The following is a 26294-nucleotide window of genomic DNA, read 5'->3' on the forward strand; positions in this document are numbered from 1 at the left end:
CATAGCTGACCTGCACCTATAGACTCGGGTGGTTGCGCGACGTCGTGCTGGACCGCGAGTCCGCGAGGAGACGTCAAGCCGAGTAGAAGAAGGAGCTCATGACCGACACAACGTTGCCGCCGGAGGGACCGGGGCACGACCGCATCGAGCCCGTCGACATTCAGCAGGAGATGCAGAGCAGCTACATCGATTACGCGATGAGCGTGATCGTGGGCCGTGCGCTGCCCGACGTGCGGGACGGCCTCAAGCCGGTGCACCGCCGCGTTCTGTACGCGATGTACGACAACGGGTACCGGCCCGATCGCGGTTATGTGAAGTCTGCGCGACCGGTCGCCGAGACGATGGGTAACTACCACCCGCACGGCGACGCCTCGATCTACGACACGCTCGTCCGCATGGCCCAGCCGTGGTCGCTGCGGTACCCGCTCGTCGACGGCCAGGGCAACTTCGGTTCCCGCGGCAACGACGGCGCGGCCGCGATGCGGTACACCGAGTGCCGGCTGACTCCGCTGGCGATGGAAATGCTCCGGGAGATCGACCACGAGACGGTCGACTTCACCCCGAACTACGACGGTCGTACACAGGAACCGTCAGTTCTCCCCAGCCGTATCCCCAACCTGTTGATCAATGGTTCCGGCGGCATCGCCGTCGGTATGGCCACCAACATCCCGCCGCACAACCTGCGCGAGGTCGCCGAGGCCATCTACTGGGCCCTGGAGAACTGGGAAGCGGACGAGGAGTCCACCCTCACGGCGGTCATGGAACGCGTCAAGGGTCCCGACTTCCCGACGCACGGCCTGATCGTCGGCGGCCAGGGCATCCACGACGCCTACACCACCGGTCGCGGTTCGGTCCGCATGCGCGGTGTCGTGGAGATCGAGGAGGACGCCAAGGGGCGCACCACGATCGTCATCACCGAACTGCCCTACCAGGTGAACCCCGACAACCTGATCACGTCGATCGCCGAGCAGGTGCGTGACGCGAAGATCGCCGGCATCTCCGACATCCACGACGAGTCCTCGGACCGCGCGGGTATGCGCATCGTCGTCACCGTCAAGCGTGACGCGGTCGCGAAGGTCGTGCTCAACAACCTGTACAAGCACACCCAGCTGCAGACCAGCTTCGGCTGCAACATGCTGTCCATCGTCGACGGCGTGCCGCGCACCCTGCGCCTCGACCAGATGATCCGCCTGTACGTCGCGCACCAGGTCGAGGTCATCCGCAGGCGCACCGAGTACCTGCTCCGCAAGGCCGAGGAACGCGCTCACATCCTGCGCGGACTGGTGAAGGCCCTCGACGCCCTCGACGAGGTCATCGCGCTCATCCGGGCGTCGCAGACCGTGGACATCGCGCGGGCAGGCCTGATCGAGCTGCTCACCGTCGACGAGATTCAGGCCGATGCGATCCTCGCGATGCAGCTGCGCCGCCTCGCCGCCCTCGAGCGTCAGAAGATCATCGACGAACTCGCCGAGATCGAGCGGGAGATCGCCGACCTCAAGGACATCCTCGAGAAGCCCGAGCGTCAGCGCGGGATCGTCCGGGACGAGCTGAAGGAGATCGTCGACAAGCACGGCGACGACCGCCGGACCCGCATCATCGCGGCCGATGGTGACGTGGCCGACGAGGATCTGATCGCCCGCGAGGACGTCGTCGTCACGATCACCGAGACCGGGTACGCCAAGCGCACCAAGACCGACCTGTACCGCTCGCAGAAGCGCGGCGGCAAGGGTGTGCAGGGCGCCGGGCTGAAGCAGGACGACATCGTCTCGCACTTCTTCGTCAGCTCCACCCACGACTGGCTGCTGTTCTTCACCACGAAGGGCCGCGTGTACCGGGCCAAGGCGTACGAGCTGCCGGAGGCGAGCCGCACGGCCCGCGGACAGCACGTCGCCAACCTGCTCGCGTTCCAGCCCGACGAGCGCATCCAGAGCGTCATCCAGATCAAGACGTACGAGGACGCGCCCTACCTGGTTCTCGCCACCCGCAACGGTCTGGTGAAGAAGTCCAAGCTCACCGACTTCGACTCGAACCGCAGCGGCGGCATCGTCGCGATCAACCTGCGCGGCGAGGACGAACTGGTCGGCGCGGTCCTCTGCTCCTCCGACGACGACCTGCTGCTCGTCTCCGCGCAGGGACAGTCGATCCGCTTCTCCGCCACCGACGAGGCGCTGCGCCCGATGGGACGCGCCACGTCCGGCGTCCAGGGCATGCGATTCAACGGCGACGACGAACTGCTGTCGCTCAACGTGGTGCGCGAGGGGACCTACCTGCTGGTGGCGACGTCGGGCGGCTACTCGAAGCGCACCGGCATGGAGGACTACCCGGTCCAGGGACGCGGCGGAAAGGGTGTACTCACGATTCAATACGACAAGAAACGTGGCACCCTGGTCGGAGCGCTCATCGTGAACGACGACGACGAGCTCTACGCGATCACGTCGGGCGGTGGGGTCATCCGCACCGCCGCCAAGCAGGTCCGCAAGGCGGGTCGGCAGACGAAGGGTGTTCGTTTGATGAACCTCGGGGAAGGCGACACCCTGCTCGCGATCGCGCGCAATGCCGACGAACCCGACGAGACCGACGACAACGCCGAGAGCAGCGGCAAAGGAGCTAAGGAGTCCTAGTGAGCACTCCCAACCAGCCAGGCAGTGACCGGCAGAACCCGGGTTCCGCCAATCAGGCGCGACCCGACCAGCAGGCCTCCCGGACTCCCGAGAACGGGTCGGCGCGACCGAACCCGCAGCAGGGTTCCGCGCCGCAGGGGCCGCAGGCGTCAGCCGGTCGTGGCCCCGCTCAGGCGGGGCCGGCTGCCCGGCCGGGCGGTGCTCCCGATGCGAGACCGGATCGGCAGGCCCCGGCCGATCCGACCCGGTCTCCGTCGACGCCCCAGCATCAGGGTCCGCGTACACAGACCCCGCAGGGCCGGTCCGTGCCACCGCAGCAGGGTCAGGCTCCGAACCAGCAGGCCCCCGGTAACCGGGCTCCCGCGGGTGGTGCGCCCACCGAGTCCATCCGGGGAAATCAGGCACCGCCGTGGCAGCGGGGAATGCAGCGTGAGCCGCAGACCAACCTGAAGCGGCCCCTGCAGGGCGGGGCGGGAGCCAAGCAGGCCTCGCGCCCGGAGGGGCAGCCGAACCCGGCCAACGGTGCGGGAACGGCGGCCGCGGGTGCCGCGGCAGCGAAGGCCCCGGGCGGTTCGCAGACCACCTCGCCGCAGAAGTCGCAGCCCGAGGGTGCACCCCAGGGGCAGCGACCGCAGGGCGGACAGAACCCGGGTGCTCCCACCCAGGCCGTGCCCACCCAGGCGGTGCCCACGCAGAAGTCGCCGGCAGCGAACTCGTCCGCACCCGCCAAGGGTCAGCCCGCGCAGAAGCAGGAGACCAATCGCGCAGCGTCCTCGACGGCTGCCACCGCGGCGGTCGGTGCGGTGTCCGGCGCAGCCGCGGCGGGGGCCGTGACGCAGCGGGAGGCCGCGAAGGCGAAGGCGTCCGCGATCGACGGACCCACCCGGCACATCAACCGGGACGTCCTCCCCAAGGACATGCCGGACCTGTCCGAGGCCAAGCACCCCCTGCCGGGGGCGGCGGCCACAGGTCAGCAGCCGAAGATCGCCGTGGCCCCGCAGCGGGTCGAGGAGGGTGAGGCCCTCCGCGCGTCGGTGCAGGTCCGCAAGATCGACCCGTGGTCGACGCTGAAGATCTCGTCCGTGATCTCGGTGTCGCTGTTCTTCGTGTGGATGGTGGCCGTCGGTCTGCTGTACGTCGTCCTGGACGGGATGGGCGTGTGGGACCGGTTGAACAACGCGTTCACCGATATCGTCGCGGAGTCGAGCTCTGACGGGCTCGTGACGGCCGGGCAGGTCTTCGGATACGCCGCCGTCATCGGTCTCGCCAACATGGTGCTCTTCACCGCGCTGGCGACGATCGGCGCGTTCATCTACAACCTGTGTTCGGACCTCGTCGGGGGCGTCGAAGTGACGCTCGCGGACCGGGACTGAACGCGAAAACCGATAGGGACTGAGCTGGGAAAAGAGCGTCTCGCCGGACCGGTTTTGGTAGTTGCCGGTCCGGTGGGGTAATCTTCCGACTCGGTTCAGGGAACTGTGCGAGATGAGTTTCCGGACTTCAGGGGCCTATAGCTCAGGCGGTTAGAGCGCTTCGCTGATAACGAAGAGGTCGGAGGTTCAAGTCCTCCTAGGCCCACTCCTGGTGCCGGTGAAAGGTCAGTCGCATGAAGGTCCTCCTGTTCGTGGGAGCCGGAGTGCTGGTGGCAATCGGACTGACCAAGTTGCTCCGCGGCAACGAGGTGTGGCACGAGGTAACGGGGCCTTAGCTCAGTTGGTAGAGCGCTGCCTTTGCAAGGCAGATGTCAGGAGTTCGAATCTCCTAGGCTCCACAAGTTGAAAGAAGTAACGGTGTGCCCCGGATTCGGAAGAGTCCGGGGCACACTGCTGTGTGGACCCCATTACGAGTGAGGTTACCCTTACTTCATGACCGCCCTCGATCCCGCAGCCCGTGACCGTCTCGATCCGCGCAGCCGCGTGGCGTCGCACCACCGGACGGGGGAGGGAACCGCGCGCATCGGTTACCCGATCGGAGTCCGCACGGTCACGGTCCGAGCGCGCGAGTACCTCACGCCCCGCATGGTGCGCCTGACGATCGGTGGTCCCGGACTGGACGGGTTCCACACCTATCAGGCCGACGATCACGTGAAGATCGTGTTCCCCGATCCGGACGGCACCCGCCGCATCCCGGTCGCGAACGACGCGATGATGCTCGACTGGCCGCGACCGCTCCCGACCAGCCGGAAGTACACCGTCCGGCGCTACGACGCCGACGCCCGCGAACTCGACCTGGACTTCGTGCTGCACGAGGGCGGGCTCGCGTCGTCCTGGGCGACGACGGTCGAGATCGGCGACGACGTGACAATCGCCGGCCCGCCCGGCGCGAAGGCGTTCGCCCACAACTTCGACCACTACGTCTTCGCCGTCGATTCCACCGCGCTTCCCGCGGTCGCGCGGTGGCTCGACGAATCCCCGGCCGAAGTGTCGGCGCACGTCGTGATCGAGACCGACGACGCCGTCGAGCACGGCTACCCGCTGGCCGCGCGCGACGACGTGGACGTGACGTGGCTCGTTCGCGACGGCAGCGAGTCCACACTGGCGTCGACGGTGCAGTCGCTCGCGCTGCCCGACGGCCGCACGTTCCTGTTCGCGGCCGGCGAGGCGAACGACATCAAGCCGTTGCGCGCGTGGAGCAAGGACCGGATGGAGTCGCTGTTCACGGGCTACTGGAAACGCGGAGTCGCCGGTCTGGACGACTGACCGGCCCTACACTCGCACCATGACGACGGCCCGGCCCGCACTCGCCCGCCGAGCGGTCCTGGCCGCGGCGATGCTCGGAATGCTGACGGCGGCCGGTGCCGCGCCCGCGAATGCGCAGACCCGCCCGCTGCAACCGATCGCCCTGGCGGTGTCGCTGCGCCTCGCCACGGCGGACACGGTCGCGGCCGCCAAGTGGGGCACGCCGTCGCCGATCGACGATCCCGCGCGCGAGGCGCAGGTGCTGGGCGCGGTCGCCACCCAGGCCGCCGACGAGGGCCTCAGCGCGCCGCGGGTGCAGCAGATCTTCCGGGATCAGATCGAGGCCAACAAGGTTGTGCAGCGCGCGCTGTTCTCCTGGTGGAGTGTCGCGCCGGGCGCGGCGCCGACCGTCCGGCCCGACCTGACGCAGGTCCGTCCCATCATCGACCGCCAGAACACGGACATCCTCCTGCAGTTGCGTGAGCAGGAGGATCTGCTCGCGGGTCCGGGCTGCGTGCCCGCTCTCGTCGACGCCGCGGTCGCGGTGGCGGCCGAACAGCGCCTCGACGCACTGCATCAGGCGACGCTGGCCCGCGCGCTCGTGTCGATCTGCGGCGCAGTCCGCGAATGACTGACCGTTTCGACATGGTCCGGCAAGATATCGCCAACTAGACTGGGGGCATGATCTCCAAGGTCGCGACACTCCTCCTCGACCGGGTGTCGATGTTCGAGTTCGGTGTGGTCTGCGAGGTGTTCGGAATCGACCGCACCGAACACGGGGTGCCGGCATTCGATTTCCGGATCTGCGGGATCTGCCCCGGCGAACCACTCGCATCGATCACCCCGGGGCTGACGCTCTCCGCCGAGTACGGGCTGGACTCGCTGCGCGACGCGGATCTCGTCGTGGTCCCGCCGCCGGGGGCGCAGTCCGGCTTTCCGGACGAGGCGCTCGACGCCGTGCGCGCGGCCGCGGAGGCCGGTGCCACGGTCCTCAGCCTGTGCTCCGGTGCGTTCCTGCTCGGCGAGGCGGGACTGCTGGACGGGCGCAAGTGCACCACTCACTGGGGGTACGTCGAGGAACTGGCCGCCCGGTTCCCGACCGCGGTGGTCGACCCCGACGTCCTGTTCGTCGACGAGGGCAACCTCGTCACCAGCGCAGGCACCGCGGCGGGCATCGACGCCTGCCTGCACGTGGTGCGCCGGGAGCTCGGTTCCACGGTGGCCAACACGATCGCCCGCCGGATGGTCGTGCCGCCACAACGCGACGGCGGGCAGCGGCAGTTCATCGAGCAGCCGGTGGTCGCGTGCACGTCGGACAGCCTGAGCGAAACGATGGCGTGGATGAGCGAAAACCTCGAGTTGCCGCACACGATCGACGAGCTCGCGGCCCGCTCGTCCATGTCGACGCGGACGTTCGCGCGCAAGTTCGCGGCCGAGACGGGCACCACCCCGGTGAAGTGGCTGACGACGCAGCGCGTGCTCTACGCGCGGCAGCTACTCGAGGGCACCGACCTCGGTCTCGAGGCGATCTCGAGACGCACCGGATTCGGTTCCGGTGCGCTGCTGCGCCACCACTTCAACCGGGTGGTCGGCCTCGCGCCCGGCGATTACCGTCGCCGGTTCGGCTGCCACACAGCCGAATTCACGCAATGAACGTTCCGATGGCCGGGTTCGCCTGGCAGATCGGGCTGCTGCCGAAGTTGATCGACCCGAACGCCGTGGCCACCACGTTCCCGACGCCGGTGTTCACCGTCGCGGACAGGAACGGGTAGACGCCGCCGAGGTTCACGATCCCCGAACGTCCGCTGTCGGTGTTGACCCAGGCGACGGTGACCTGCGCGGCCGCCGGGATCGGTGGCGCGGCGGGGTGCGACTCGAACCGGATGTCGCCGTCGGCGATCGGCGGGACCGCCTCCGGTCCGGACTGCCCGGTGAGCGCCGTCAACGACATCAGACTGCCCTGGTTCGGACATCCGATGGTGAGGGCCGGTCCGCCGAAGGGGTGGGGTGGGTCGGCGCCGGCGGGCCCGGCCGTGAGCAGGGCCGCGGTGGCGGCGAGCGGAAACGCGACGACGGCGATGCGGTGGGCGATACGTGTGGCGGCCATGTCTGCTCCTCGGAACGGATCCTCGCGCTGGTGCGCATCTACCAGCGGGATACCCCTGGTACAAGCCGTGAAACGAAGACATGACCGCACGCCAGACGACACCGCACGAGCGCGCGCCCTGCCGGTCGGGGAGGACGGATCAGTTGGCCGCGAGGGGCTTCGTCGCCGTCGGCGGCGTGGCCTCCTGCGTGTCCGCGCTGTCGATATCGCTCAGGTTCGGGGGAGCGGACGCCACCCGCGGCTGCTCCCGGCGGCGGCTCTTGAAGAACACCGCGCCCCCGGCGACAGCGGCACCGATCAGCACGATGATCGCGACGCGACGGCCCTTCCGCGACTTCTTCTCCTCGACCGGCGCAACAGTCGAGGTGAGGGGACGAATGACGTCCTGGGCGACCTCTTTCACCGGTGCGGTCCGGGCGCGTTCGTACCCCTTCTTCGCCAGCGACGCCCCCTGCCTGCCGAGGAACACACTGACCTGCCCGGCGCCGCGGGCCGCGGCGAGCGCAGCCGAGCGCGCGCAGCGCAGGGCCTGATCGACAGCCTCGGATTCCTTGACCCGAACAGCCGAATCCTCGACGTGGGCCAGCGCGGTCTCGACTCGTTCGGACACCTGCTCCTGCAGGTGCTCGGCGCGTTCGGTCGGAAGCAGGTGCGTGAGGGACTCCGTCGCTCGTGTCATGACCCCACTTTGTCACAAGAACCGGCGGCACGAACCGATCCGAAGTACTCGAGTCACGGCGGCGGAACCACGCGGAACCGCACAATGGCAACATGGTGGTGTGACTTCACCTCATCAGACCGCAACCGCAACGCTGCACACCAACCGCGGCGACATCAAGATCGCGCTGTTCGGCAACCACGCGCCCAAGACCGTCGAGAACTTCGTCGGCCTGGCCGACGGTTCGAAGGACTACAGCACCGCCAACGCCGGTGGCACCGACTCCGGACCGTTCTACGACGGCGCCGTCTTCCACCGCGTCATCGACGGATTCATGATCCAGGGTGGCGACCCCACCGGCACCGGCGCCGGCGGCCCGGGCTACAAGTTCGGCGACGAGTTCCACCCGGAACTGCAGTTCGACCGCGCCTACATCCTGGCCATGGCCAACGCGGGCCCGGGAACCAACGGTTCGCAGTTCTTCATCACCACCGGCCCGACGCCGCACCTCAACCGTCGCCACACCATCTTCGGTGAGGTCGTCGACGAGGAGTCGAAGAAGGTCGTCGACGCCATCTCGACCACGGCCACCGATCGCGCGGACCGTCCGCTCGAGCCGGTCGTGATCAACAGCGTCACCATCGCGTAGGGAACCGCAGCACATGACCAACCCCGGCTGGGGCGGTGCCGCGAACGAGGGCACTCCGCCCCAGCCGCGGTGCGTCCGCCACCCCGATCGCCCCACTGCACTGTCGTGCAATCGGTGCGGTCGCCCCGCGTGTCCCGAATGCCTGCGTGAAGCCGCAGTCGGCTACCAGTGCGTCGACTGTGTCGCCGCCGGGCAGCGTGACGTCCGCGCGGTCCGCAACGTCGCAGGCGCCGTGACCACGCAGCGTGCGGTGCCGCTGGTGACGTACATCCTGATGGCCGCGAACGTCGGCATCTTCCTGATCACCGCGGCGCAGTCCCGCAGCATCATGCAGAACCAGGCGGGATCGACGCTCTTCGCCGACTGGGCGCTGTTCCCACCCGCTGTCGTGGACGGTCAGTTCGTCCGCGTGATCGGCAGCGGATTCCTGCACTTCGGTCTCATCCACCTGGCCGTCAACATGTTCGCGCTGTGGATCATCGGCCGCGACACCGAACTGGTCCTCGGCCGCGCCCGCTACGCCTTCGTGTACTTCGCGTCGATCCTCGGCGGTTCCGCCGCGGTGATGCTGTTCCAGCTGCACGCGGTCACCGCGGGTGCGTCGGGCGCCGTCTTCGGGCTGATGGGCGCGCAGGCGGTCATCCTCCTGAGGCTGCGACGCAGTCCGGCGCCGGTGATCTCGGTGATCGCCATCAACGTGATCATCAGCATCACCATCCCCGGCATCTCACTGTGGGGGCATCTCGGCGGCCTGGTCGCCGGAGCCGCGGCCACTGCGGCGATCCTCTACGGGCCTCAGCTGCTGGGCGCCGGGAACAACCGGGAGAAGGCCGTCACCGTCGGCTGGGTCTGCCTCGGCGTCGTGGTGCTGGTGCCGCTCGCCGTCATCGCGGTGCGCACCCTGCAGCTCCGCGCGAGCTTCGGCTACTGACCCCGGCCCACCAGACGGTGCACCGCGAGGGCATCGAACACGTCCTCCGGATTGGTGCCGAGATCCCAGCGGCCGAAGATCAGGAGGCGTTCGGTGCCGTCCTCGGTGCGGACGTCGATCTCGAGCATCGGCACCCGACGGCCCAGCCGTGGGTACCGCACCAGACGCGCCCGGTCGATCTGCGAACGGGTGTACCCGTGGCGGCCCGTCAGCCGGTGCACCACGATGCCGCCGCCCTCCTTGTCGACGGCCAGGCGCGGGCGCTGCCGGAGCGCCGACGCGGCGGTCAGCAGCAGCCCGAGGGCGGCGACGCATACGAGGACACGGCCCGCCGGCTCGATCGACACCGACAGTCCCGCGACCCCCAACACGAGCCCGCCCGCGGCCAGAGCGATCACCGCACCGAGCGGCGTCGACCACTCCAGCGGTGCCTCGTCAGCAGACATCGGCACTCGACCTGCGGCTATCCACAGGCGTTGTCCACATTGGGGATGAATGACATACGTGTAATTGTGATCGTCAACGCCAGCGCATTGTCATGATCAGCCCGACCACCATGAAGCCGAATCCGATGAGGAAGTTGTAGGCACCGAGGTTGTTCATCCACTCGAGCTGGTCGGCGGCCAGGTAGTAGACGAGCAGCCACACCAGGCCGACCAGCATGAACCCGAGCATCACCGAGACGTACAGGGTGCTCGAGGGGCCTGCCTTCACCTTCACCGGGGTGCGGCTCGCAGGGTTGATGGTGTAATCGGTCTTCTTTCGGACCTTCGACTTCGGCATGACGTCCTCGTTCGTGCGGCTCTGCGGGAATGTGGGCAGGTAGATTCGGAAATACCTGCGTGTGTACACGCTAACGTAGCCGCGATTCGCGCGGCGAGGACGAGGGGACGGAAACACCGGTGACCAGGTCGATCTTCTGGCGGATCGCGGTGCTGGTGGTGTGTCTCGTGGCCGGCCTGCTGGTGGCCACCACCCGCCAGGTGTCGCACGGCAACGAGATTCGTGCCGGTGATTCCACCCGGTTGTCCGACCTCGTGCGGAACGCACAGTCCGAGACCGATCAGGTGGCCGAGACCCGCGACAACCTGGCGGCGCAGGTGGAGTCGCTGCAGCAGGACGCGGCGGCGTCCGACAGTGGCGTCGCGCAGGCGCTCGCCGACAGCAAAGCGCTCGCCACCGATGCCGGACTCACACCGATGACCGGCCCCGGTGTCACCGTCACACTCACCGACGCCCCCCGCGACGCGGACGGCAAGTACCCCGTCGACGCGTCGCCGGACGATCTCGTCGTCCACCAGCAGGACGTCCAGAGTGTGCTGAACGCGCTGTGGGTGGGCGGCGCCGAGGCCGTCGGCATGCAGGACCAGCGGATCGTCAACACGTCCGCGCCGCGCTGCATCGGCAACACGCTGCTGCTGCACGGCCGCACCTACAGCCCGCCGTACGTGATGTCGGCGATCGGGGATCCGGCGCGACTGGAGGCGGCACTCGCCAACGAACCCGGAATCCGGGTGTTCAAGCAGTACGCGACGCGATTCGGCCTCGGCTACTCGGAGGCCGCGTCCGGCCAATTGTCCGTGCCCGGGTACGCGGGCCACTGACGTGAACGGTCCCCGGCCGTGCGGGGCTCGGGGCGAGCAGAATACCCTGCTCCCATGAGGATTCTCGTCGTCGACAACTACGACAGCTTCGTGTTCAACCTGGTCCAGTACCTCGGACAGCTGGGAACCCGGGCAGTGGTCTGGCGCAACGACGATCCGAACCTCACCGGGCCCGACGCGATCGCGGCCGCAGCGGCCGAGTTCGACGGCATTCTCCTGAGCCCCGGCCCCGGCACACCGCAGCGCGCCGGAGCGACGATGGACCTGGTCACGGCATGCGCCGCGGCCGGCACGCCGCTACTCGGGGTGTGCCTCGGACACCAGGCGATCGGCGCCGCGTTCGGCGCGACCGTCGACAGGGCGCCCGAACTCCTGCACGGCAAGACCAGCATCGTCCACCACACCGGCGAGGGTGTTCTCGCGGGTCTGCCCGACCCGTTCACCGCCACGCGCTATCACTCGCTGACCGTCCTGGAAGACACCATCCCGGACGAACTCGAGGTCACCGCGCACACCGACAGCGGCATCGTCATGGCGATGCGGCACCGGGAACTGCCGATCCACGGCGTCCAGTTCCACCCGGAGTCGGTGCTCACCGAGGGCGGGCACCGGATGCTTGCCAACTGGCTCACCGTCTGCGGCGACGCCCCCAAGGAATCCCTCGTCGCCACCCTCGAAGCCGAGGTCGCGCAGGCATTGGGCGCGTAGCGCCCGTGCGCCTTTCTGGTTGCTGTAGCTACCAGAAAGGCGCACGGGCGGCGGAGCCGCCTACCGCGGGATGCCGAGCGCGCCGACACCGACCGAGACGACAGCGTTCTTGGTGATTTCCGATCCCGGCGGCTGTTCCTGGCTGATGATCTTGCCGACCATCTCCGGGTCCAGCGTGGACGTCTGCGTCTGATTCAGCGAGGCCGACGACCCGCTCCAGCCGGCGCTGCGCAGCTCTGCGAGTGCCTGCGACACCGTCTTGCCCGTCAGGTCGGGCATCTCGATGTTGTTGCCGTTCGACACCCGGATCTGGATGGTGTCGCCCTTGGCGGCGGTGGAGCCGCCGACGGGATCGGTGGAGACGACCTGCCCCTTGGGCACACCGGAATCGATGTTCTGGATCTGCACCTTGAAGCCGGCGCCCTCGATGTTCGCCTGCGCGACCTCGACCTTCTGGCCGGTGACGTCGGGGATGCGGATCTGCTCGGGTCCGGTGCCCAGCGTGACGGCGACCTCGGAGTCGAGGGAGATGCTCGCGCCGGAGGACGGGTTCTGCTGGATCACCTTGTCGACGTCGGAGGCGTCGGACGGTGCGCGGGCGACGGCGGTGTCGAGCCGCAGACCGACCGCGTTCAGTTCCTGCTGGGCTTCCTGCTGGGTCAGACCCGCGAGCCGCGGGACCTTCACCTGTTCGGGGCCCGACGACACCTCGAGGGTGATCGTGCTGCCCTCGTCCACCTGCACGCCGCCGACGGGCCGGGTGGTGATGACGTTGCCGGTCGCCACGACGGCGTCGGGTTTCTGCTGCCGGGAGACGCGGAAGCCGAGGTTCTGCAGCGTGGTCTCGGCGTCGTCGGCCGCCTGGTTCGTGACGTCCGGCATGGTCACCTGATCAGCCTTCGAGCCCGGGCCCACGGACCACAGGAACGCGCCGACGATGCCGACGACGATGAGGGCGCCCAGCGCCATCAGTGCCAGCCGCATCGGGTTCTTCTTCTTGTCGGGTTCGCCGCCGTCCGTCTTCGTCGCCGTCGCCTGGGTGGCGGTCTGCGGACGCCGGTAGTGTCCGGCGCCGGAGTCGACGGCACCGAGGATCGTGGTGCGGTCCTCGTCGCTCATGACCATCGGCGCGCTGGGGCGCTGCCCGCCGAGAACCCGGACCAGGTCGCTGCGCATGTCCGCGGCGGTCTGGTAGCGGTTGGCGGGGTTCTTGCTCATCGCCTTGAGGATCACCGAGTCGAGCTCGCGCGGAATGTCCGGGTTGACCACGGACGGCGTCTGCGGGTCCTCCCGCACGTGCTGGTAGGCGACCGCGACCGGGGAATCACCCTTGAACGGGGGTTCGCCGGTGAGGATCTCGAACAGCACGCAACCGAGCGAGTACACGTCCGACCGGGCGTCGACCTGCTCGCCGCGCGCCTGCTCGGGCGAGAGGTACTGGGCGGTGCCGATGACGGCGGCCGTCTGCGTCATGGGGCTGGACGCGTCGGAGATCGCCCGCGCGATGCCGAAGTCCATCACCTTCACCGCGCCCGCACGGTTGATCATCACGTTGGCGGGCTTCACGTCACGGTGCACGATGCCGTTGCGGTGGCTGAAGTCGAGCGCCGCGCACACGTCCGAAATGACTTCCATCGCCCGGCGCGGCGCCATCGGGCCCTCGCCGCGCACGATGTCCCGTAACGTGTCGCCGTCGACGTACTCCATCACGATGTACGGCAGCGGTCCCGCGTCGGTTTCCGCCTCGCCGGTGTCGTAGACGGCCACGATCGCCGGATGGTTCAGCGCCGCCGCGTTCTGCGCCTCGCGGCGGAACCGCAGGTAGAACGTGGGGTCGCGGGCCAGGTCGGCACGCAGGACCTTGATCGCGACATCGCGGCTGAGCCGGACGTCCCGGGCGAGGTGGACCTCGGACATGCCACCGAAGCCGAGAATCTCACCCAGCTCGTAGCGTGAGGAGAGGTTGCGCGGTGTCGTCATGGCTGTCCTTGTGGGGTCGGAGTAGTTGACTCCTCCGACGTGGTCGTCGTGGTCGTCGTCGTGGGTGCGGTGGTGGTCGTGGTGGTAGTCGTCGTCGGCTCTGTCGTCGTCGTGGTCGGCGGCTGGGTGGTGGTCGTCGTGGTCGGCGGCGGCGGCGGGGTGGTCGTCGTCGTGTACGTCGGCTCGGTGGTGTACGTCTCTTCCTCGGTCGTCGTCGTGGTCGTCGGCCGCGGTGTCGTCGTGATCGTCCGCAGCGAGGATGTGATCGCAGGCGACGTCGGGTCCTTCGTGTCACCACCGTCGAACAGGACGAGTGCGAGCGCGATGATCGCCGCCAGCAGGATCAAACCACCTGCACCCCAGGCCACGGCCTTCTGGCCGCTGGTCAACCCGCCTTTCTTGCCGTCACCGTTCGCGTCGTCCGGCGGCACCTGCCCGGTGACCGGTCCCGCGTACGCGGTCTGCGAAGGCGGCATCATCTGGGTCGCACCGGTCATCGGCGGGCGCAGCACCCGCGCCGCCCCCGTGCCCGACACACCCGGCGGCGGAGGCCGCCTGCCGGCCCGGACCGCCGCGACCGCGTCGGCGAACTCTCCGCCGCTGGCGTAGCGGGTGCTCGGATCCTTCGCGATCGTGATGTCGATGAGCTCGCGGATGTTCGGCGGCAGGTCGTTCGGCAACGGTGCCGGCGCCTCCTGCACGTGCTTCATCGCCACCGTGATGGCCCCGTCGCCGATGAACGGGCGCCGTCCCGACAGCGCTTCGTAGCCGACGATGCCGAGAGAGTACACGTCGCTGGCCGCGGTCGCGTCCTGGCCGAGCGCCTGCTCGGGGGCGATGTACTGGGCGGTGCCCATCACCATGCCGGTGCGCGTGACCGGCGAGTTCTCCACGGCCTTGGCGATGCCGAAGTCGGTGATCTTCACCTGACCGGTGGGGGTGATCAGGATGTTGCCCGGTTTCACGTCGCGGTGCACGACTCCGGCGTCGTGCGCCACCTGCAGCGCCCGCCCGGTCTGCTCGAGCATGTCCAGTGCGTGCGGCACCGCGAGACGGCCCACCCGCGCGAGGACGGCGTTGAGCGGCTCACCGTTGACGAGTTCCATCACCAGGTAGGCGGTGGAGTCGCCAGTGGCGTCGCGGACCTCGCCGTAGTCGTAGATCCCGGCGATGCCGGAATGGTTCAGCTGCGCGGTGGTGCGCGCCTCGAAGCGGAACCGTTCGACGAACTCCGGGTCGGAAGAGAACTCGGACTTCAGAACCTTCACCGCGACACGACGGTTGAGCCGGTTGTCGGTCGCTTCCCAGACCTGTCCCATTCCGCCCGTGGCGATGAGCCGGATCAGGCGGTATCGATTGGCGATCAGCGCGCCGTTGTTCAGTGCCACAATCAGCCCCCTTGTAGTCCGGCTGCGATGACGGCACGGCCGATAGGTGCAGCCACCGAGCCGCCGGTTGCGGCCAGTGCACGATCTCCGCCGTCCTCGACGATGACCGCGATGGCCACGGTCGGGTTCTGGGCGGGTGCGAATCCGATGTACCAGGCGTGGGGCGGGGTGTTCCGTGGGTCGGTTCCGTGCTCGGCGGTGCCCGTCTTGGACGCGATCTGGACGCCCGGGATCTTGCCCTCGCCGCTGGTGTTGTTCTCGGAACCGATCATCAGCTCGGTCAGGGTAGCCGCCACCTGGGACGACATCGCCTGGCCTTCGGACACCGGGTTGGTGGTCGCGAGGTTGGACAGGTCCGGGCCCTGCAGTTCCGACACCAGCTGTGGTTGCATGCGCACTCCACCGTTGGCGACGGTAGCCGCGATCATCGCGTTCTGCAGCGGGGTGAGCGCCACGTCACGCTGGCCGATGCTGCTCTGGCCGAGCGCGGCGTCGTCGGGGATCGACCCGATGGTGCTGTCGGCGACGGGGAACGGGACGCCGGGCATCTGCCCGCCGATGCCGAGTGCGCTGGCCTGGTCGCCGACGGCGTCGGTTCCGGTCTTGATACCGAGTTCGACGAACGCCGTGTTGCAGGACCGCGCGAACGCCTCCCGCAGCGACGCGGTGGGTGCGCCGCCACAGGTGGAGCCGTTGTAGTTCTCGAGCGTCGTCGACGTGCCGGGAAGGGTGATCTGCGGGGCCGCGGTCAGCTGGGTGTCGGGGGTGGTTCCGGCGGCAAGCGCGGCGGCGGTGACCACCACCTTGAACGTGGAACCGGGCGGGTACGTCTGCGACACCGCGCGGTTGATCAGCGGCTTCTCCGGGTCGGCGTTCAGGGCCTCCCACGCCTGCGTCGTCTCGGTGCCGTCGTGGCTGGCGAGCGAGTTGGGGTCGTAGCTCGGGGTGCTCACCATCGTGAGGATGCGTCCGGTGCTCGGCTCGATCGCCACGACCGAACCGGTGTAGCCCTTCGCGGTCAGCTCGTCGTACGCCACCTGCTGCATCACCGGGTTGATGGTGCTCACCACGTTGCCGCCGCGCGGGTCGCGTCCGGACACGAGGTCGAAGAAGCGACGCCCGAACAGCCGGTTGTCGGAACCGTTGAGGACCGGGTCCTCGGACCGCTCGAGTCCGGTGCTGCCGTATTGCATGGAGTAGAAACCGGTGACCGGTGCGTTGGCCAGCGGGCTCGACGGCGCCGCCGGGTTCGGCGGGTAGGTGCGCAGGTACTTGTAGCGGTCGTCGGTCGGCACGGATGCCGCGAGCACCTGCCCGGCGGCCGAGATCTGGCCGCGCTGACGCGAGTACTCGTCGAGCAGCACGCGCGAGTTCCGCGGATCGGCCCGCAGGTTGTCCGCCTTGATGACCTGGACGTAGGTGGCGTTGGCGAGGAGGGCGACCACCATCACCATGACGGCGATCGCGACACGACGCAGCGGTGTGTTCATGAGCGCGGCACCATCTCGGTCGGGGCGTCGGCGATGGGTGCGGGGCCCTTCTTCTTCGGGACGGCCGGCTCACGGGCAGCGTCGGAGATCTTGATGAGGATCGCGAGCAGGAGGTAGTTGGCGAGCAGGGACGACCCACCGTACGACATGAACGGCGTGGTCAGACCGGTGAGGGGGATCAGTTTGGTGACGCCGCCGACCACCACGAACACCTGCACCGCGATCGTGAACGACAGACCGGCGGCGAGGAGCTTGCCGAAGCTGTCGCGGACGGCGAGTGCGGTGCGCAGGCCGCGGATGACGAGGATCAGGAACAGCATCAGGACGGCGGCGAGACCGATGAGTCCGAGTTCCTCGCCGATCGTCGCGACGATGAAGTCGGTCTTCGCGAACGGCACCTGGGCGGGCCTGCCGCTGCCGAGCCCCGTCCCCGCGACGCCACCGGTCGCGAGCCCGAACAGCGACTGCGAGATCTGGTAGCCGGTGTTGTTGTAGTCGGCCAGCGGGTCGAGCCAGGTGCTGACCCGGACCCGGACGTGGCCGAACAACTGGTACGCGAAGAAGAAACCGATGCCGAGCAGTCCGACACCGATGAGCAGCCATCCGACGCGTTCGGTGGCGATGTAGAGCATCACGAGCACGGTGCTGAACAGCAGCAGCGACGTGCCGAGGTCCTTCTCCAGCACCAGCACACCCACCGACACCATCCACGCGACGAGGATGGGCCCGAGGTCGCGGGCACGGGGAAGGTCGATGCCGAACACGTGCTTGCCCGCGGTGGTGAACAGGTCGCGCTTCGCGACGAGGACGGAGGCGAAGAAGATGATCAGAAGGATCTTCGCGAACTCGCCGGGCTGAATGCTGAAGCCGGGGAGGCGGATCCAGATCTTCGCGCCGTTCACCTCGGAGAAGCTCGACGGCAGGATCGCCGGGATGGCGAGGAACACCAGTCCGGCGAGGCCCAGGGTGTAGCTGTAGCGGGCGAGGAGGCGGTAGTCCTTGAGCAGCACCAGCACGGCCACGAAACCGGCGATGGCCAGCGTCGTCCACAGCACCTGCTGGTTGGCGTCCGGCGACGGGACGGGCAGCCCGAAGTAGGCGGCGGACTGTGCGTCGGCGAGGTCGAGCCGGTGGATCAGCACCAGGCCGAGTCCGTTGAGCAGCGCGACGATCGGCAGGATCAGGGGGTCGGCGTACGGCGCGAACCGGCGCACCGCGAGATGCGCGATCAGGAACAGCGCCGAGTAGGCGGCGGCGTACTTGGCGAGGTCCCAGGTGATGCTCTGTTCCTGGCTGGCCTCCACCAGCACCAGCGAGATCGTGGTGATCAGGATCGCGAAACCGATCAGGATCAGCTCGGTGCCCCGGCGCGTCGACTGCACGGGGGCTGGCGCGAACCCGCCGGGTGGACTGGGAAACTGCGCCCCCGGTGATGCACTTGCGACCGACATCAGCTAGCCGTCCTGCAGTTCTGACCGGGAACCTGGGTCACGGTCGGCGCCGGGGTGGCGGTCGGGGTCTGGGGTGCAGGTGTCTCCGGTGCCGGCAACGCTGCCGGGGGAGCGGGAGCGGGTGCGGGCGCGGGCGCCGTGGTCTCCGGGACGGGCGCGGGTGCCGGCGTCGGAACTGGACTCGGTGCCGGGGTGGTCGTCGTCGTGGTGGCCGACTCCGACTCGCAGACCGGAAGCAGATCGTTCTGCGCGAGCCGCGTCATCTGGTTGCGGACGTCGTCGAGCTTGCCCGAGGGCAGCCCGGCACGCACCTGTTCACGGGCGGACGGCTGGAGGTCGTCGACCTCGAGGATGGTGCACCCGTTCGGTGCCTCGGTGGGCGACATCAACGTCAGGTCGCCGGAGTCGCTGACACAGCCGACCAGGTTCGCCTCCTGTAGCGAGTAACCGAGCACCGAACCGGGAACTCCGCGCAGCACGGTGACGCGTTCGCCGTCGGCGCCGACGTAGTAGTTGTTGCGGACCAGAGCCCGCCCCACGAAGGCAGCGACGGCGACCACGACGATCAGACCGAGCGCGAGCGCAGCCCACCACATGCGGTGACGCTTCTTCTTCGTCGGCGGTTCCTCGACCTGCGGGACCACCCGCTTCGGCGTCGCACGCGGCGGACGCATCGCCGCGGCACGTCCCGCAGCCGTGTTGGGTGGCGGCGCGTCCTCCTCGTCGTCGGCGGAGGCGGCACCGGCCACGATGGGATGACTCTGCCCGTAGTCGAGGTCGATGACGTCGGCGACGACGACCGTCACGTTGTCCGGGCCGCCGCTGCGCAGGGCGAGTTCGATGAGCCGGTCGGCGCACTCGTCCTGCGAGCCCTCCCGCATCGTGTTCTCGATGGTCTCGTCGCTGACCACGTCCGACAGTCCGTCGGAGCACAGCAGATAGCGGTCGCCGGCGCGGGCCTCGCGGACCGTCAGCGTCGGTTCGATCTCGTTGCCGGTGAGGGCGCGCATGATGAGCGAGCGCTGCGGGTGGGTGTGCGCCTGCTCGGCGGTGATCCGGCCCTCGTCGACCAGCGACTGCACGAACGTGTCGTCCCGGGTGATCTGTGCGAGGGAGTCGTCGCGGAGCAGGTAGGCGCGGGAGTCGCCGATGTGGACCAGCCCGAGCTTGTTGCCGGAGAACAGGATTGCGGTGAGCGTGGTGCCCATGCCGTCGAGTTCGGGGTCTTCCTCGACGTGATCGGCGATGGTGTCGTTGCCCTCGCGGGTGGCGGCCTCCAGCTTGCCGAGCAGGTCTTCGCCGGGCTCGTCGTCGTCGAGATGCGCGAGGGCCGCGATCATCAACTGCGACGCGACCTCACCGGCCGCGTGACCGCCCATGCCGTCCGCGAGCGCCAGCAGGCGGGCCCCGGCGTACACCGAATCTTCGTTGTTGGAACGGACGAGGCCACGATCGCTGCGGGCGGCATAGCGGAGTACGAGGGTCACGGGCGCAACTCGATTACCGTTTTGCCGACCCGTACGGGGGTACCGAGCGGCACGCGGACAGATGTGGTGACCTTGGCGCGATCCAGGTACGTGCCGTTGGTCGAGCCGAGGTCTTCGACGTACCAGTCGGCGCCTCGCGGGGAGAGCCGAGCGTGGCGGGTGGATGCGTAGTCGTCGGTGAGGACGAGCGTGGAGTCGTCGGCCCGGCCGATGAGGACGGGCTGAGTGCCGAGAGTGATGCGCGTGCCGGCGAGGCCGCCCTGCGTCACCACCAGATACTTGGCCGTCTTCGTCTTCCCCAGCGACGGCAGAACATTGCCGCTGCGCGAATATCGGGGCGGCACACGGACGCCGGAGCCGGCGTAGATGTCGCCACGCAACGCCCGCAGGACGGTCCAGACGAACAGCCACAGCAGGAGCAGGAAACCTGCTCGTGTGAGTTGCAGAATCAAACCTTGCACGGCAGTCCACCTCCTTCTGTGGCCGGAACAGTCGAGATTCCGGCGTCTTTTTCTCGCAGCATCATAGGGGCAACCCGCACCCTGCGATCAGGATACGGACAGCCCACAACGATACGGAGTCCCCACCGTGTTACGTCCGACACGGGCTCCGACGCGATGTCGGTCCAGTATCGAAGCCGTCTCGGTTGTGTCTCGGCGAGGGAGTTCGGGTTCGGGTCTCGGCGATGTGTCTTCGGGGTCCCAACTCGGTGGAGCCTCAGAGGATTCGGACCAGGATCTCCGAATGACCCGCCCGGATGATGTCTCCGTCGGCCAGCTGCCAGTCCTGCACCGGCGCACCGTTGACGGTGGTGCCGTTGGTCGAGCCCAGGTCGGACAGCATCGCCACCTGACCGTCCCAGCGAATGTCGATGTGGCGGCGCGACACACCGGTGTCGGGCAGGCGGAACTGTGCCTCCTGGCCGCGGCCGATGATGTTGTTGCCCTCACGCAGCTGGAAGTGGCGTCCGCTGCCGTCCTCGAGCTGCAGGGTCGCCGTGAACGTGTGCCCGTCCGGTGCGTACGCCTGCTGGCCGTAGCCGCCCTGGTCGTAGTCGGCGTACCCCTGCTGGTCGTACTGCTGCTGGTCGTAGCCACCCTGCTGGTAGCCGCCGCGGTCGTAACCCTGGTCGTAGCCCTGCGGCTGCTGGTAGCCGGCGTCGGCGTAGGAGCCGTCCGGGTAGCGCGCGGGAGCCTGCTGGTCGTAGCCGCCCTGGTAGTCCTGCTGGTAGCCGCCCTGCTGGTAGTCGTAACCGGCGTCCGCGGGCTGCTCGTAACCGGGGGCCTGCGCGCCCTGGTCGTATGCCTGACCGTAGGCCTGATCCTGGGGGTACCCGCCGCGCTGGTCGTCAGGGTACTGCTGCTGGTCGTAGCCGCCCTGCTGGTAGCCGCCGCGGTCGTAACCGTTCTGGTAGCCCTGCGGGTACCGCTGGTCCTGACCCGCATGGGCATGACCGTTGCGCGCGTACTGCGGGTCGGGATTGCGGTTGCCCGCTGGTTCGCGGCTGGGGTCGTAGCCTGAGTTCTGCGTCATGGGGCCAGCTCCTGGATTCGACGTGACGGGTACAAACGGTGCCTGTGGTCGCGGTGCGGGACCGCGTGGCGGTTCGGGTCGCCCCGGCGTGGCCGCACCCTGGCGGCCGGCGTCCGGATCCACCGAACCCCGGGTGCGGAACTGCCCGGTGTGCAGTGACGGCGACGGTTCGAACGCGACATGAATGGGACCATACGTCTGCCAGCCCTGGTCGCGAATGAAGTCTTCGAGGTGTCGGGCGAAGGCCTTGACCGTCAACTCGCGGTCGGCGGCAAGTTCTTCGTGGTCCGAGTTGTTGATGGCGATGACATAGCTGTTCGGCGCGAGCAGGTGCCCACCGTCCAGTTGCTGGATCCGGTCGGAGGCTTCCTGCTGAAGCGCGGCCTCCACCTCCTGCGGCACCACACCACCGCCGAAGACCCGGGCGAACGCGTCACCCACGGCTCCCTGGAGCTTCCGCTCGAAACGTTGAACTATCCCCATCGGAACCTCCTCACGGTGCCTGTCGGTCGGGCCTTCTGTCCTCGGTGCGCGGCAGCCGTGACAAGACACGTCCGTGTCGCGCCACTGCCGTGCGTGGATCCCACGGTACTGTCATTGCCTCGAGCCATGACACGGGTCTACGCCCTTGCATGATATCGGTCTTTGCCTGGACGGGTGTTTTTGTCGCCGTTTCGGGTCCTGACCTGTACGAATCGTGATTTCTGGCGACCTCGTGTTAATGTTTCCGGGTCGCTCGGGCGAGTGGCGGAATGGCAGACGCGCTGGCTTCAGGTGCCAGTGTCCTTCGGGACGTGGGGGTTCAAGTCCCCCTTCGCCCACCACATGCGATTCTTCGGAATCGCGAGAACGAGGCCACGAACTCCACGGAGTTCGTGGCCTCGTTTCGTTGGCCGTACCGGTGCCTACTGGGGGCGGATCGGATTGCAGGCGACGCTGACGTACGTGACGATCCCTTCTTGCAGTCCGCAGGTCGTGTAGGCGCCCGTCGAGACGCCGACCTCCCACCACGGGGCGCCGTAACCGGCGACGCACGATCCGGTGGACGGTGTCCCGGCCGGAACCCACACGCCGTCGCGGCGGTAGCCCTGGATCCAGGGAATGTGCGACACACCTCCGGGGCCGGGAATCGCCCGCGGCGTCAGGCCGAAGCACTCGACCGTCCCGATGTGCACGGCGGTCCTGCCGGCGGGCACGTCCTGCGCCGTGCAGTGCGAGGTGCCGGACGTGGGCGTGGTGGCGGTGTGACAGTCGGCCGTGGGTTCGGCCTGGGCGGGTGCGGCGCTGACGGTGACCACCGTCGCGGCGACGGCGGCCGCTCCGGCGAGAATCGTGAGGAACCTGTGGGTCATCGACTACTCCTTCGGGTCCGTACGTTGCTCTTGTCGGTACGGCACCGGAATCCGTTAGCCGACGGGCCCGCCGGGGTGGTGTCATCCCCACCCCAGGGTGCCTACCCGGGTGGTCGGCGCAGCCCGACGATGGAGTGGAAGCCACGTCGCGACCCTCCGGCCCATCCGGACCGAACCCGTCCCCCCGGCGGTTCGTGACGAATGACTCGAGTGTGAACCTGCCGTCCGGCTTCTTCCGCTCGGTTTCTGCGAACGTCGAGAGTGGGTTGTAGATGAGCATCAGCCAGGTCCGGGCCACCAGCTCGGCGAATGTCGGTGAGTACGTCGGTTCCGTCGCGACGATGGTGGAGGCCCTGTCGGTCGACTGGTGGTTCACCCCAGCGTTCGACGTGGTTGTGACCCTTTCCAGCGAGATCCCCTACTACCGCGGCCGGAAGGCGGTCCTGGCCTGGAACCGTCACTTCGGGTGGTCGCTCGGGGTCCACGGACTCTCGCAGGGCAACGTTCTGGTGGTCGAGGCGCTCGGGTTGGGACCGGCCCCGGATCCCGCACTGTGCTCGGATCGGGTCGCCGAGATGCTCACCGAACTCGCCGACTGGGCCCCTCAGCGGGCGTCCGGACAGCCCGCCCCGCGAATCGTGCACGGCCCCGGCGCTCCTCGCGGGTGACCCAGTTCGCGGGAACCCGTGCGGCCCCGGCGTCGACCGGCTTGGATAGCGAATATGGACGGCAGGAGAGCCCCCGATCCGCTGCACCTCGCGGTCGGCGCCGCCGCGACCGCCGGCGGCGCGCTGCAGCGCGTGATCGGATTCGGCATCGACACGGCGCGACGCCTGCCGGGAGTCGACCCCGTTCTGGTCACCCTCGAGGAACGCGGCACCGAGACACTCCGCGGCGCCGACGAACTCGCGGACCGGGTGCTGCACGCGGTGCTGCGGAAGGTCGTGCAGGTCGCTCTTCAGGAGGTGGACCTCACGACGATCGTGCGTGATCACGTCGACCTCGACGTCGTCGCCGAGGGAATCGACATCCAGCGGATCATCGACCGGGTGGACGTGGACGCGATCGCCGCCCGGGTCGACATTCCGCAGATCCTCGATCGCGTCGACATCGACGCCGTCGCCGCGCGGGTCGACGTGGATGCGATCGTCGACCGCGTCGATGTGGATTCCGTCATCGGACGCGTCGACCTGGTCGTGCTCGCCGACACCGTGATCGAGGGCGTCGACCTCCCGCGCATCATCCGTGAATCGACCGACTCGATGTCCAACGAGGCGGTCCGCGGGGTGCGCACCCAGGGCATGCAGGCCGACGACGCCGTCGCCGGGTTCGTCGGCAAGTTGTTCGGGCGCGGGCACGAACCGGACGATGCATGAGCGCCCCGGCGCATCGCGCCGCCGGGATCGTCACCCGGGGTCTGGCCTGCGGCATCGATCTGGCGATCGTCATGGCCGTGATGGGCGGAATCTACGTGGGCGCACTGTTCGTGCGGTTGCTGTTCTCCCCGCAGGAGTTCACGTTTCCCGACGCCAGTGCCCTGCTCTCCGTCAGCATGTTCATCGGCGTGGCCGTGCTGTACCTGACCGCGTGCTGGGCGGTGAGCGGCCGCACCGTCGGCGCCGTGATCATGGGGCTGCGGGTGGTCAGCCGCAACGGTGAACTGATCGGCTGGCTGCGCGCCCTTCTCCGCGCGGTGCTGTGCGTGATGTTCGGGTTCGGGTTGCTGTGGGCGGCTGTAGACGGCCGGCGCCGGTCGCTGCAGGACATTCTGCTGCGGACCGCCGTCGTCTACGACTGGGAGCCGGATCTGCACGTCGGCGAGCCGGGCGCCTGACCGCGCACCCCGGCAGATTGTCGTAGGGGCTGCCTAGCATGGGGTCATGTATACGGAGCGGCGGTCGGTGTTTCCCGGCGCCGTCGTGTGGCAGAAGACGGCGGCCGGCGGTGAGGCGGCGATCCTGCCGGACGGCTGCATGGACCTCATCTGGATGAACGGCGACGTCGTCGTGGCCGGCCCGGACTCCCGCCCGTATCTCACTCGCAGCCGAGCGGGCGACCACTACGTCGGGTTACGTTGTTCCCCGGGCACTCTGCCGGATCTTCTCGGAACCCCGGCCGAGGAGTTGATCAATCAGCGGGTGCCGCTCGCCGACGTGCTGAGCGACCGCGCTACCGCAGAATTCCTCGGCAGGATCGCCGACGCCGCCGACCCCGGCCGGGCACTCGAGGAGTTCGCGCGGTCACGCCGGCTCCTCGGGCCGCCGTCGGACGGCAGAATCTCCGTGGTCGTGCGACTTCTGCAGCAGCAGGCCTCCGTCCGCGACGTCGCGGACGGAATCGGTGTCGGCGAGCGTCAACTGCACCGCCTGTGCCGACGGCAGTTCGGTTACGGGCCGAAAATGCTGGCCCGGATCCTCCGGTTGCAGTCGGCGGTCGGGCTGGCGGGGTCGGCCATTCCCGCTGCGCAGGCGGCCGGCATGGCCGGGTTCGCCGACCAGGCCCACCTGATCCGGGAGGCCCAGGAGTTGACGGGCCGCACGTTCGGTCAGCTCGTCACGGCGTGAGCGCGGCGAAGAGGTCGACGGAGTTGCCGTCGGGATCGTCGACGGTGGCGTAGCGCTGCCCCCACGGTGCGTCCCACGGCTTCTTCTTGCCGTTGTACCCGGCGCCCGTGATCTCGTCGAAGAGATTGTCGACGCCGGCAGCGGTCCCGCAGTCGAAGGCGAGCGCGATCCGATGCCCGCCGGAAGGTTCGGTCCAGTCGGGGGTGAACGAGCGGATGGTCTCGATCGTGTCCCACAGCAGGCGGACCCCACCCGGAAGTTCGAATTCGACGTGCGGCGCCTGATCGGCGTCGGCGGGAATGTCGAGTCCGAGCCGCCGGTAGAACGCGAGCGACGTGGGCAGGTCGCGGACGACCAGTTCGATGGCACTGAATGTTGCGGTCATGTCCAGAACGCTAACGATCTCGGGCGGACCCGCATTGAAGGTTTCGGACATCGCGCACCCGGGGGTCCGATTTCTTCAATCATCCGGGTCGTGCAGCGGGGATGCTGGGAGTCATGACCACCGAATCAACCCATGTCAGTGTGTTCATCGCCCGGACCGCCGCCGACGTGTACGCGTACGCGAGCGACCCCGCCAACCTCCCCGCCTGGGCGGCCGGCCTCAGCAGCACCATCACCCGCGACGGCGACCGCTGGCTCGCCGACTCCCCGATGGGCCAGGTCGCCGTGACCTTCGCGCCTGCCAACGACTACGGCATCCTCGACCACGACGTCACCCTCCCCGGCGGCGACACCGTCTACAACCCCGTCCGCGTCATCCCCGACGGCGACCACAGCGAAGTCGTCTTCACCATCCGGCGACGCGACGGCGTGAGCGCCGAAGAATTCGCGCAGGACGCCGCAACCGTCACCGCCGACCTCCAGAAGCTGAAGGAATTGCTGGAGGCATGAGGCGGTCGCGCTGTAGTCGCTTGTTGTTGCGTTTGCACACCGATTAGCCAGAATCTCACGCAATTGCGGGCGCAAATGGCAAATTCGTGTGCGGATGTCAGCGGCTCAGCTCGAACCGAATGGAATCACTTGGCGGTGAGAATGGCGCGCATCTGAGCGAGAGGGACCTCTGTCGATCGCTCGACGTCGAGTTCGTCCT

General features: G+C 68.4%; 27 protein-coding genes and 3 tRNA genes. 17 read left to right on the forward strand and 13 right to left on the reverse strand.

The annotated features are described in order from the left end of the window. Positions 1 to 98: 98 nt before the first annotated feature. The 7 genes from gyrA (at position 99) to CJ179_RS42765 (ending at position 6952) form a co-directional block, all read left to right on the forward strand. The gene (gene gyrA / locus CJ179_RS42735; RefSeq protein WP_072942768.1) at positions 99 to 2621 is read left to right on the forward strand and encodes a DNA gyrase subunit A; all 2523 of its coding nucleotides are present in this window, start codon (positions 99 to 101) and stop codon (positions 2619 to 2621) included. Then, positions 2621 to 3994: a DUF3566 domain-containing protein gene (locus tag CJ179_RS42740; protein WP_257016078.1), complete on the forward strand. Its 1374-nt coding sequence runs from the start codon at positions 2621 to 2623 to the stop codon at positions 3992 to 3994. Before gyrA ends, CJ179_RS42740 begins: the two co-directional genes overlap by 1 nt. Positions 3995 to 4125: 131 nt before the next feature. Beyond that, positions 4126 to 4199, forward strand: a tRNA-Ile gene (locus CJ179_RS42745). Between the two features lie 120 nt (positions 4200 to 4319). Continuing rightward, a tRNA-Ala gene (locus tag CJ179_RS42750) sits at positions 4320 to 4392 on the forward strand. 94 nt (positions 4393 to 4486) lie between these two features. Next, positions 4487 to 5320: a siderophore-interacting protein gene (locus CJ179_RS42755; RefSeq protein WP_095865467.1), complete on the forward strand. Its 834-nt coding sequence runs from the start codon at positions 4487 to 4489 to the stop codon at positions 5318 to 5320. 19 nt (positions 5321 to 5339) lie between these two features. Further along, positions 5340 to 5930 (forward strand): chorismate mutase, encoded by a 591-nt coding sequence (locus CJ179_RS42760; RefSeq protein ID WP_072942771.1) that lies wholly within the window; start codon positions 5340 to 5342, stop codon positions 5928 to 5930. Between the two features lie 50 nt (positions 5931 to 5980). Further along, positions 5981 to 6952: a helix-turn-helix domain-containing protein gene (locus CJ179_RS42765; protein WP_072942772.1), complete on the forward strand. Its 972-nt coding sequence runs from the start codon at positions 5981 to 5983 to the stop codon at positions 6950 to 6952. On the opposite strand, the gene CJ179_RS42770 is transcribed toward CJ179_RS42765, so the two are convergent. Both CJ179_RS42770 and CJ179_RS42775 read right to left on the reverse strand, forming a co-directional pair. Continuing rightward, positions 6942 to 7406 carry a hypothetical protein gene (locus CJ179_RS42770; protein WP_072942773.1) on the reverse strand — a complete coding sequence of 155 codons (465 nt, stop codon included), beginning with the start codon at positions 7404 to 7406 and terminating at the stop codon, positions 6942 to 6944. The two genes, CJ179_RS42765 and CJ179_RS42770, sit on opposite strands and share 11 nt — an antisense overlap. A gap of 139 nt (positions 7407 to 7545) precedes the next feature. Next, the gene (locus CJ179_RS42775; RefSeq protein ID WP_072942774.1) at positions 7546 to 8085 is read right to left on the reverse strand and encodes a hypothetical protein; all 540 of its coding nucleotides are present in this window, start codon (positions 8083 to 8085) and stop codon (positions 7546 to 7548) included. A 100-nt stretch (positions 8086 to 8185) separates the two neighbouring features. Between CJ179_RS42775 and CJ179_RS42780 the strand changes: the two genes are divergently transcribed. Both CJ179_RS42780 and CJ179_RS42785 read left to right on the forward strand, forming a co-directional pair. Beyond that, positions 8186 to 8713 carry a peptidylprolyl isomerase gene (locus CJ179_RS42780; protein WP_025431550.1) on the forward strand — a complete coding sequence of 176 codons (528 nt, stop codon included), beginning with the start codon at positions 8186 to 8188 and terminating at the stop codon, positions 8711 to 8713. A gap of 13 nt (positions 8714 to 8726) precedes the next feature. After that, on the forward strand, positions 8727 to 9644 hold the full coding sequence (locus tag CJ179_RS42785; protein ID WP_072942775.1) for a rhomboid family intramembrane serine protease: 918 nt from the start codon (positions 8727 to 8729) through the stop codon (positions 9642 to 9644). On the opposite strand, the gene CJ179_RS42790 is transcribed toward CJ179_RS42785, so the two are convergent. Continuing rightward, positions 9638 to 10096: a PH domain-containing protein gene (locus CJ179_RS42790; RefSeq protein WP_083395680.1), complete on the reverse strand. Its 459-nt coding sequence runs from the start codon at positions 10094 to 10096 to the stop codon at positions 9638 to 9640. The two genes, CJ179_RS42785 and CJ179_RS42790, sit on opposite strands and share 7 nt — an antisense overlap. A 67-nt stretch (positions 10097 to 10163) precedes the next feature. Continuing rightward, a complete protein-coding gene (crgA, locus tag CJ179_RS42795) occupies positions 10164 to 10427 on the reverse strand; it encodes a cell division protein CrgA (RefSeq protein WP_005249082.1) in 264 nt (87 codons plus the stop codon). A 119-nt stretch (positions 10428 to 10546) separates the two neighbouring features. Here crgA and CJ179_RS42800 point away from each other — a divergent pair, with 119 nt between their 5' ends. Both CJ179_RS42800 and CJ179_RS42805 read left to right on the forward strand, forming a co-directional pair. Next, positions 10547 to 11248, forward strand: a complete 702-nt coding sequence (locus CJ179_RS42800; protein WP_072942777.1) for a DUF881 domain-containing protein — start codon at positions 10547 to 10549, stop codon at positions 11246 to 11248. Between the two features lie 54 nt (positions 11249 to 11302). Continuing rightward, positions 11303 to 11956, forward strand: coding sequence for an aminodeoxychorismate/anthranilate synthase component II (locus CJ179_RS42805; protein ID WP_072942778.1), 654 nt, complete (start codon positions 11303 to 11305; stop codon positions 11954 to 11956). Between the two features lie 60 nt (positions 11957 to 12016). Here the strand turns inward: CJ179_RS42805 and pknB are convergent, their stop codons facing one another. The 7 genes from pknB to CJ179_RS42845 all read right to left on the reverse strand — a co-directional run bounded on the left by pknB (position 12017) and on the right by CJ179_RS42845 (position 21768). Beyond that, on the reverse strand, positions 12017 to 13936 hold the full coding sequence (pknB, locus tag CJ179_RS42810) for a Stk1 family PASTA domain-containing Ser/Thr kinase (RefSeq protein WP_072942779.1): 1920 nt from the start codon (positions 13934 to 13936) through the stop codon (positions 12017 to 12019). Further along, positions 13933 to 15324 (reverse strand): serine/threonine-protein kinase, encoded by a 1392-nt coding sequence (locus CJ179_RS42815; RefSeq protein WP_095865468.1) that lies wholly within the window; start codon positions 15322 to 15324, stop codon positions 13933 to 13935. Before CJ179_RS42815 ends, pknB begins: the two co-directional genes overlap by 4 nt. A 2-nt stretch (positions 15325 to 15326) precedes the next feature. Then, a complete protein-coding gene (locus tag CJ179_RS42820; protein WP_095865469.1) occupies positions 15327 to 16814 on the reverse strand; it encodes a penicillin-binding transpeptidase domain-containing protein in 1488 nt (495 codons plus the stop codon). Further along, positions 16811 to 18265, reverse strand: coding sequence for an FtsW/RodA/SpoVE family cell cycle protein (locus tag CJ179_RS42825; protein ID WP_009476773.1), 1455 nt, complete (start codon positions 18263 to 18265; stop codon positions 16811 to 16813). The genes CJ179_RS42820 and CJ179_RS42825 overlap by 4 nt, the downstream gene beginning before the upstream one ends. Beyond that, positions 18265 to 19752 carry a PP2C family serine/threonine-protein phosphatase gene (locus tag CJ179_RS42830; RefSeq protein ID WP_072942784.1) on the reverse strand — a complete coding sequence of 496 codons (1488 nt, stop codon included), beginning with the start codon at positions 19750 to 19752 and terminating at the stop codon, positions 18265 to 18267. Before CJ179_RS42830 ends, CJ179_RS42825 begins: the two co-directional genes overlap by 1 nt. Continuing rightward, positions 19749 to 20213, reverse strand: coding sequence for an FHA domain-containing protein (locus CJ179_RS42835; RefSeq protein WP_005249074.1), 465 nt, complete (start codon positions 20211 to 20213; stop codon positions 19749 to 19751). Before CJ179_RS42835 ends, CJ179_RS42830 begins: the two co-directional genes overlap by 4 nt. A gap of 256 nt (positions 20214 to 20469) precedes the next feature. Further along, positions 20470 to 21768 carry a DUF3662 and FHA domain-containing protein gene (locus tag CJ179_RS42845; RefSeq protein WP_072942786.1) on the reverse strand — a complete coding sequence of 433 codons (1299 nt, stop codon included), beginning with the start codon at positions 21766 to 21768 and terminating at the stop codon, positions 20470 to 20472. A 255-nt stretch (positions 21769 to 22023) separates the two neighbouring features. On the opposite strand from CJ179_RS42845, the gene CJ179_RS42850 reads away from it, so the two are divergent. Next, positions 22024 to 22109: transfer RNA gene (locus CJ179_RS42850), tRNA-Leu, on the forward strand. Between the two features lie 81 nt (positions 22110 to 22190). On the opposite strand, the gene CJ179_RS42855 is transcribed toward CJ179_RS42850, so the two are convergent. Beyond that, positions 22191 to 22637, reverse strand: a complete 447-nt coding sequence (locus tag CJ179_RS42855; RefSeq protein ID WP_072942788.1) for a hypothetical protein — start codon at positions 22635 to 22637, stop codon at positions 22191 to 22193. A 272-nt stretch (positions 22638 to 22909) separates the two neighbouring features. Here CJ179_RS42855 and CJ179_RS42860 point away from each other — a divergent pair, with 272 nt between their 5' ends. The 4 genes from CJ179_RS42860 to CJ179_RS42875 are packed head-to-tail and all read left to right on the forward strand — an operon-like array spanning position 22910 to position 25201. Further along, the gene (locus CJ179_RS42860; RefSeq protein WP_095865470.1) at positions 22910 to 23305 is read left to right on the forward strand and encodes a DUF6292 family protein; all 396 of its coding nucleotides are present in this window, start codon (positions 22910 to 22912) and stop codon (positions 23303 to 23305) included. 54 nt (positions 23306 to 23359) lie between these two features. Continuing rightward, on the forward strand, positions 23360 to 24013 hold the full coding sequence (locus CJ179_RS42865) for a hypothetical protein (protein ID WP_095865471.1): 654 nt from the start codon (positions 23360 to 23362) through the stop codon (positions 24011 to 24013). Continuing rightward, positions 24010 to 24471 carry an RDD family protein gene (locus CJ179_RS42870; RefSeq protein ID WP_072942794.1) on the forward strand — a complete coding sequence of 154 codons (462 nt, stop codon included), beginning with the start codon at positions 24010 to 24012 and terminating at the stop codon, positions 24469 to 24471. Before CJ179_RS42865 ends, CJ179_RS42870 begins: the two co-directional genes overlap by 4 nt. A 46-nt stretch (positions 24472 to 24517) precedes the next feature. Then, positions 24518 to 25201 (forward strand): helix-turn-helix domain-containing protein, encoded by a 684-nt coding sequence (locus CJ179_RS42875; protein WP_095865472.1) that lies wholly within the window; start codon positions 24518 to 24520, stop codon positions 25199 to 25201. Here CJ179_RS42875 and CJ179_RS42880 read toward each other — a convergent pair. Further along, complete coding sequence (locus tag CJ179_RS42880) at positions 25191 to 25586, reverse strand: VOC family protein (protein ID WP_095865684.1); 396 nt, start codon at positions 25584 to 25586, stop codon at positions 25191 to 25193. The genes CJ179_RS42875 and CJ179_RS42880 overlap by 11 nt on opposite strands. Before the next feature lie 113 nt (positions 25587 to 25699). Between CJ179_RS42880 and CJ179_RS42885 the strand changes: the two genes are divergently transcribed. Further along, on the forward strand, positions 25700 to 26095 hold the full coding sequence (locus CJ179_RS42885; protein WP_174705503.1) for an SRPBCC family protein: 396 nt from the start codon (positions 25700 to 25702) through the stop codon (positions 26093 to 26095). Positions 26096 to 26294 lie beyond the last annotated feature (199 nt).

This window comes from Rhodococcus sp. ACS1 (assembly GCF_002300155.1).
In the GTDB taxonomy this organism is placed as follows: Bacteria; Actinomycetota; Actinomycetes; order Mycobacteriales; family Mycobacteriaceae; genus Rhodococcus_F; species Rhodococcus_F koreensis.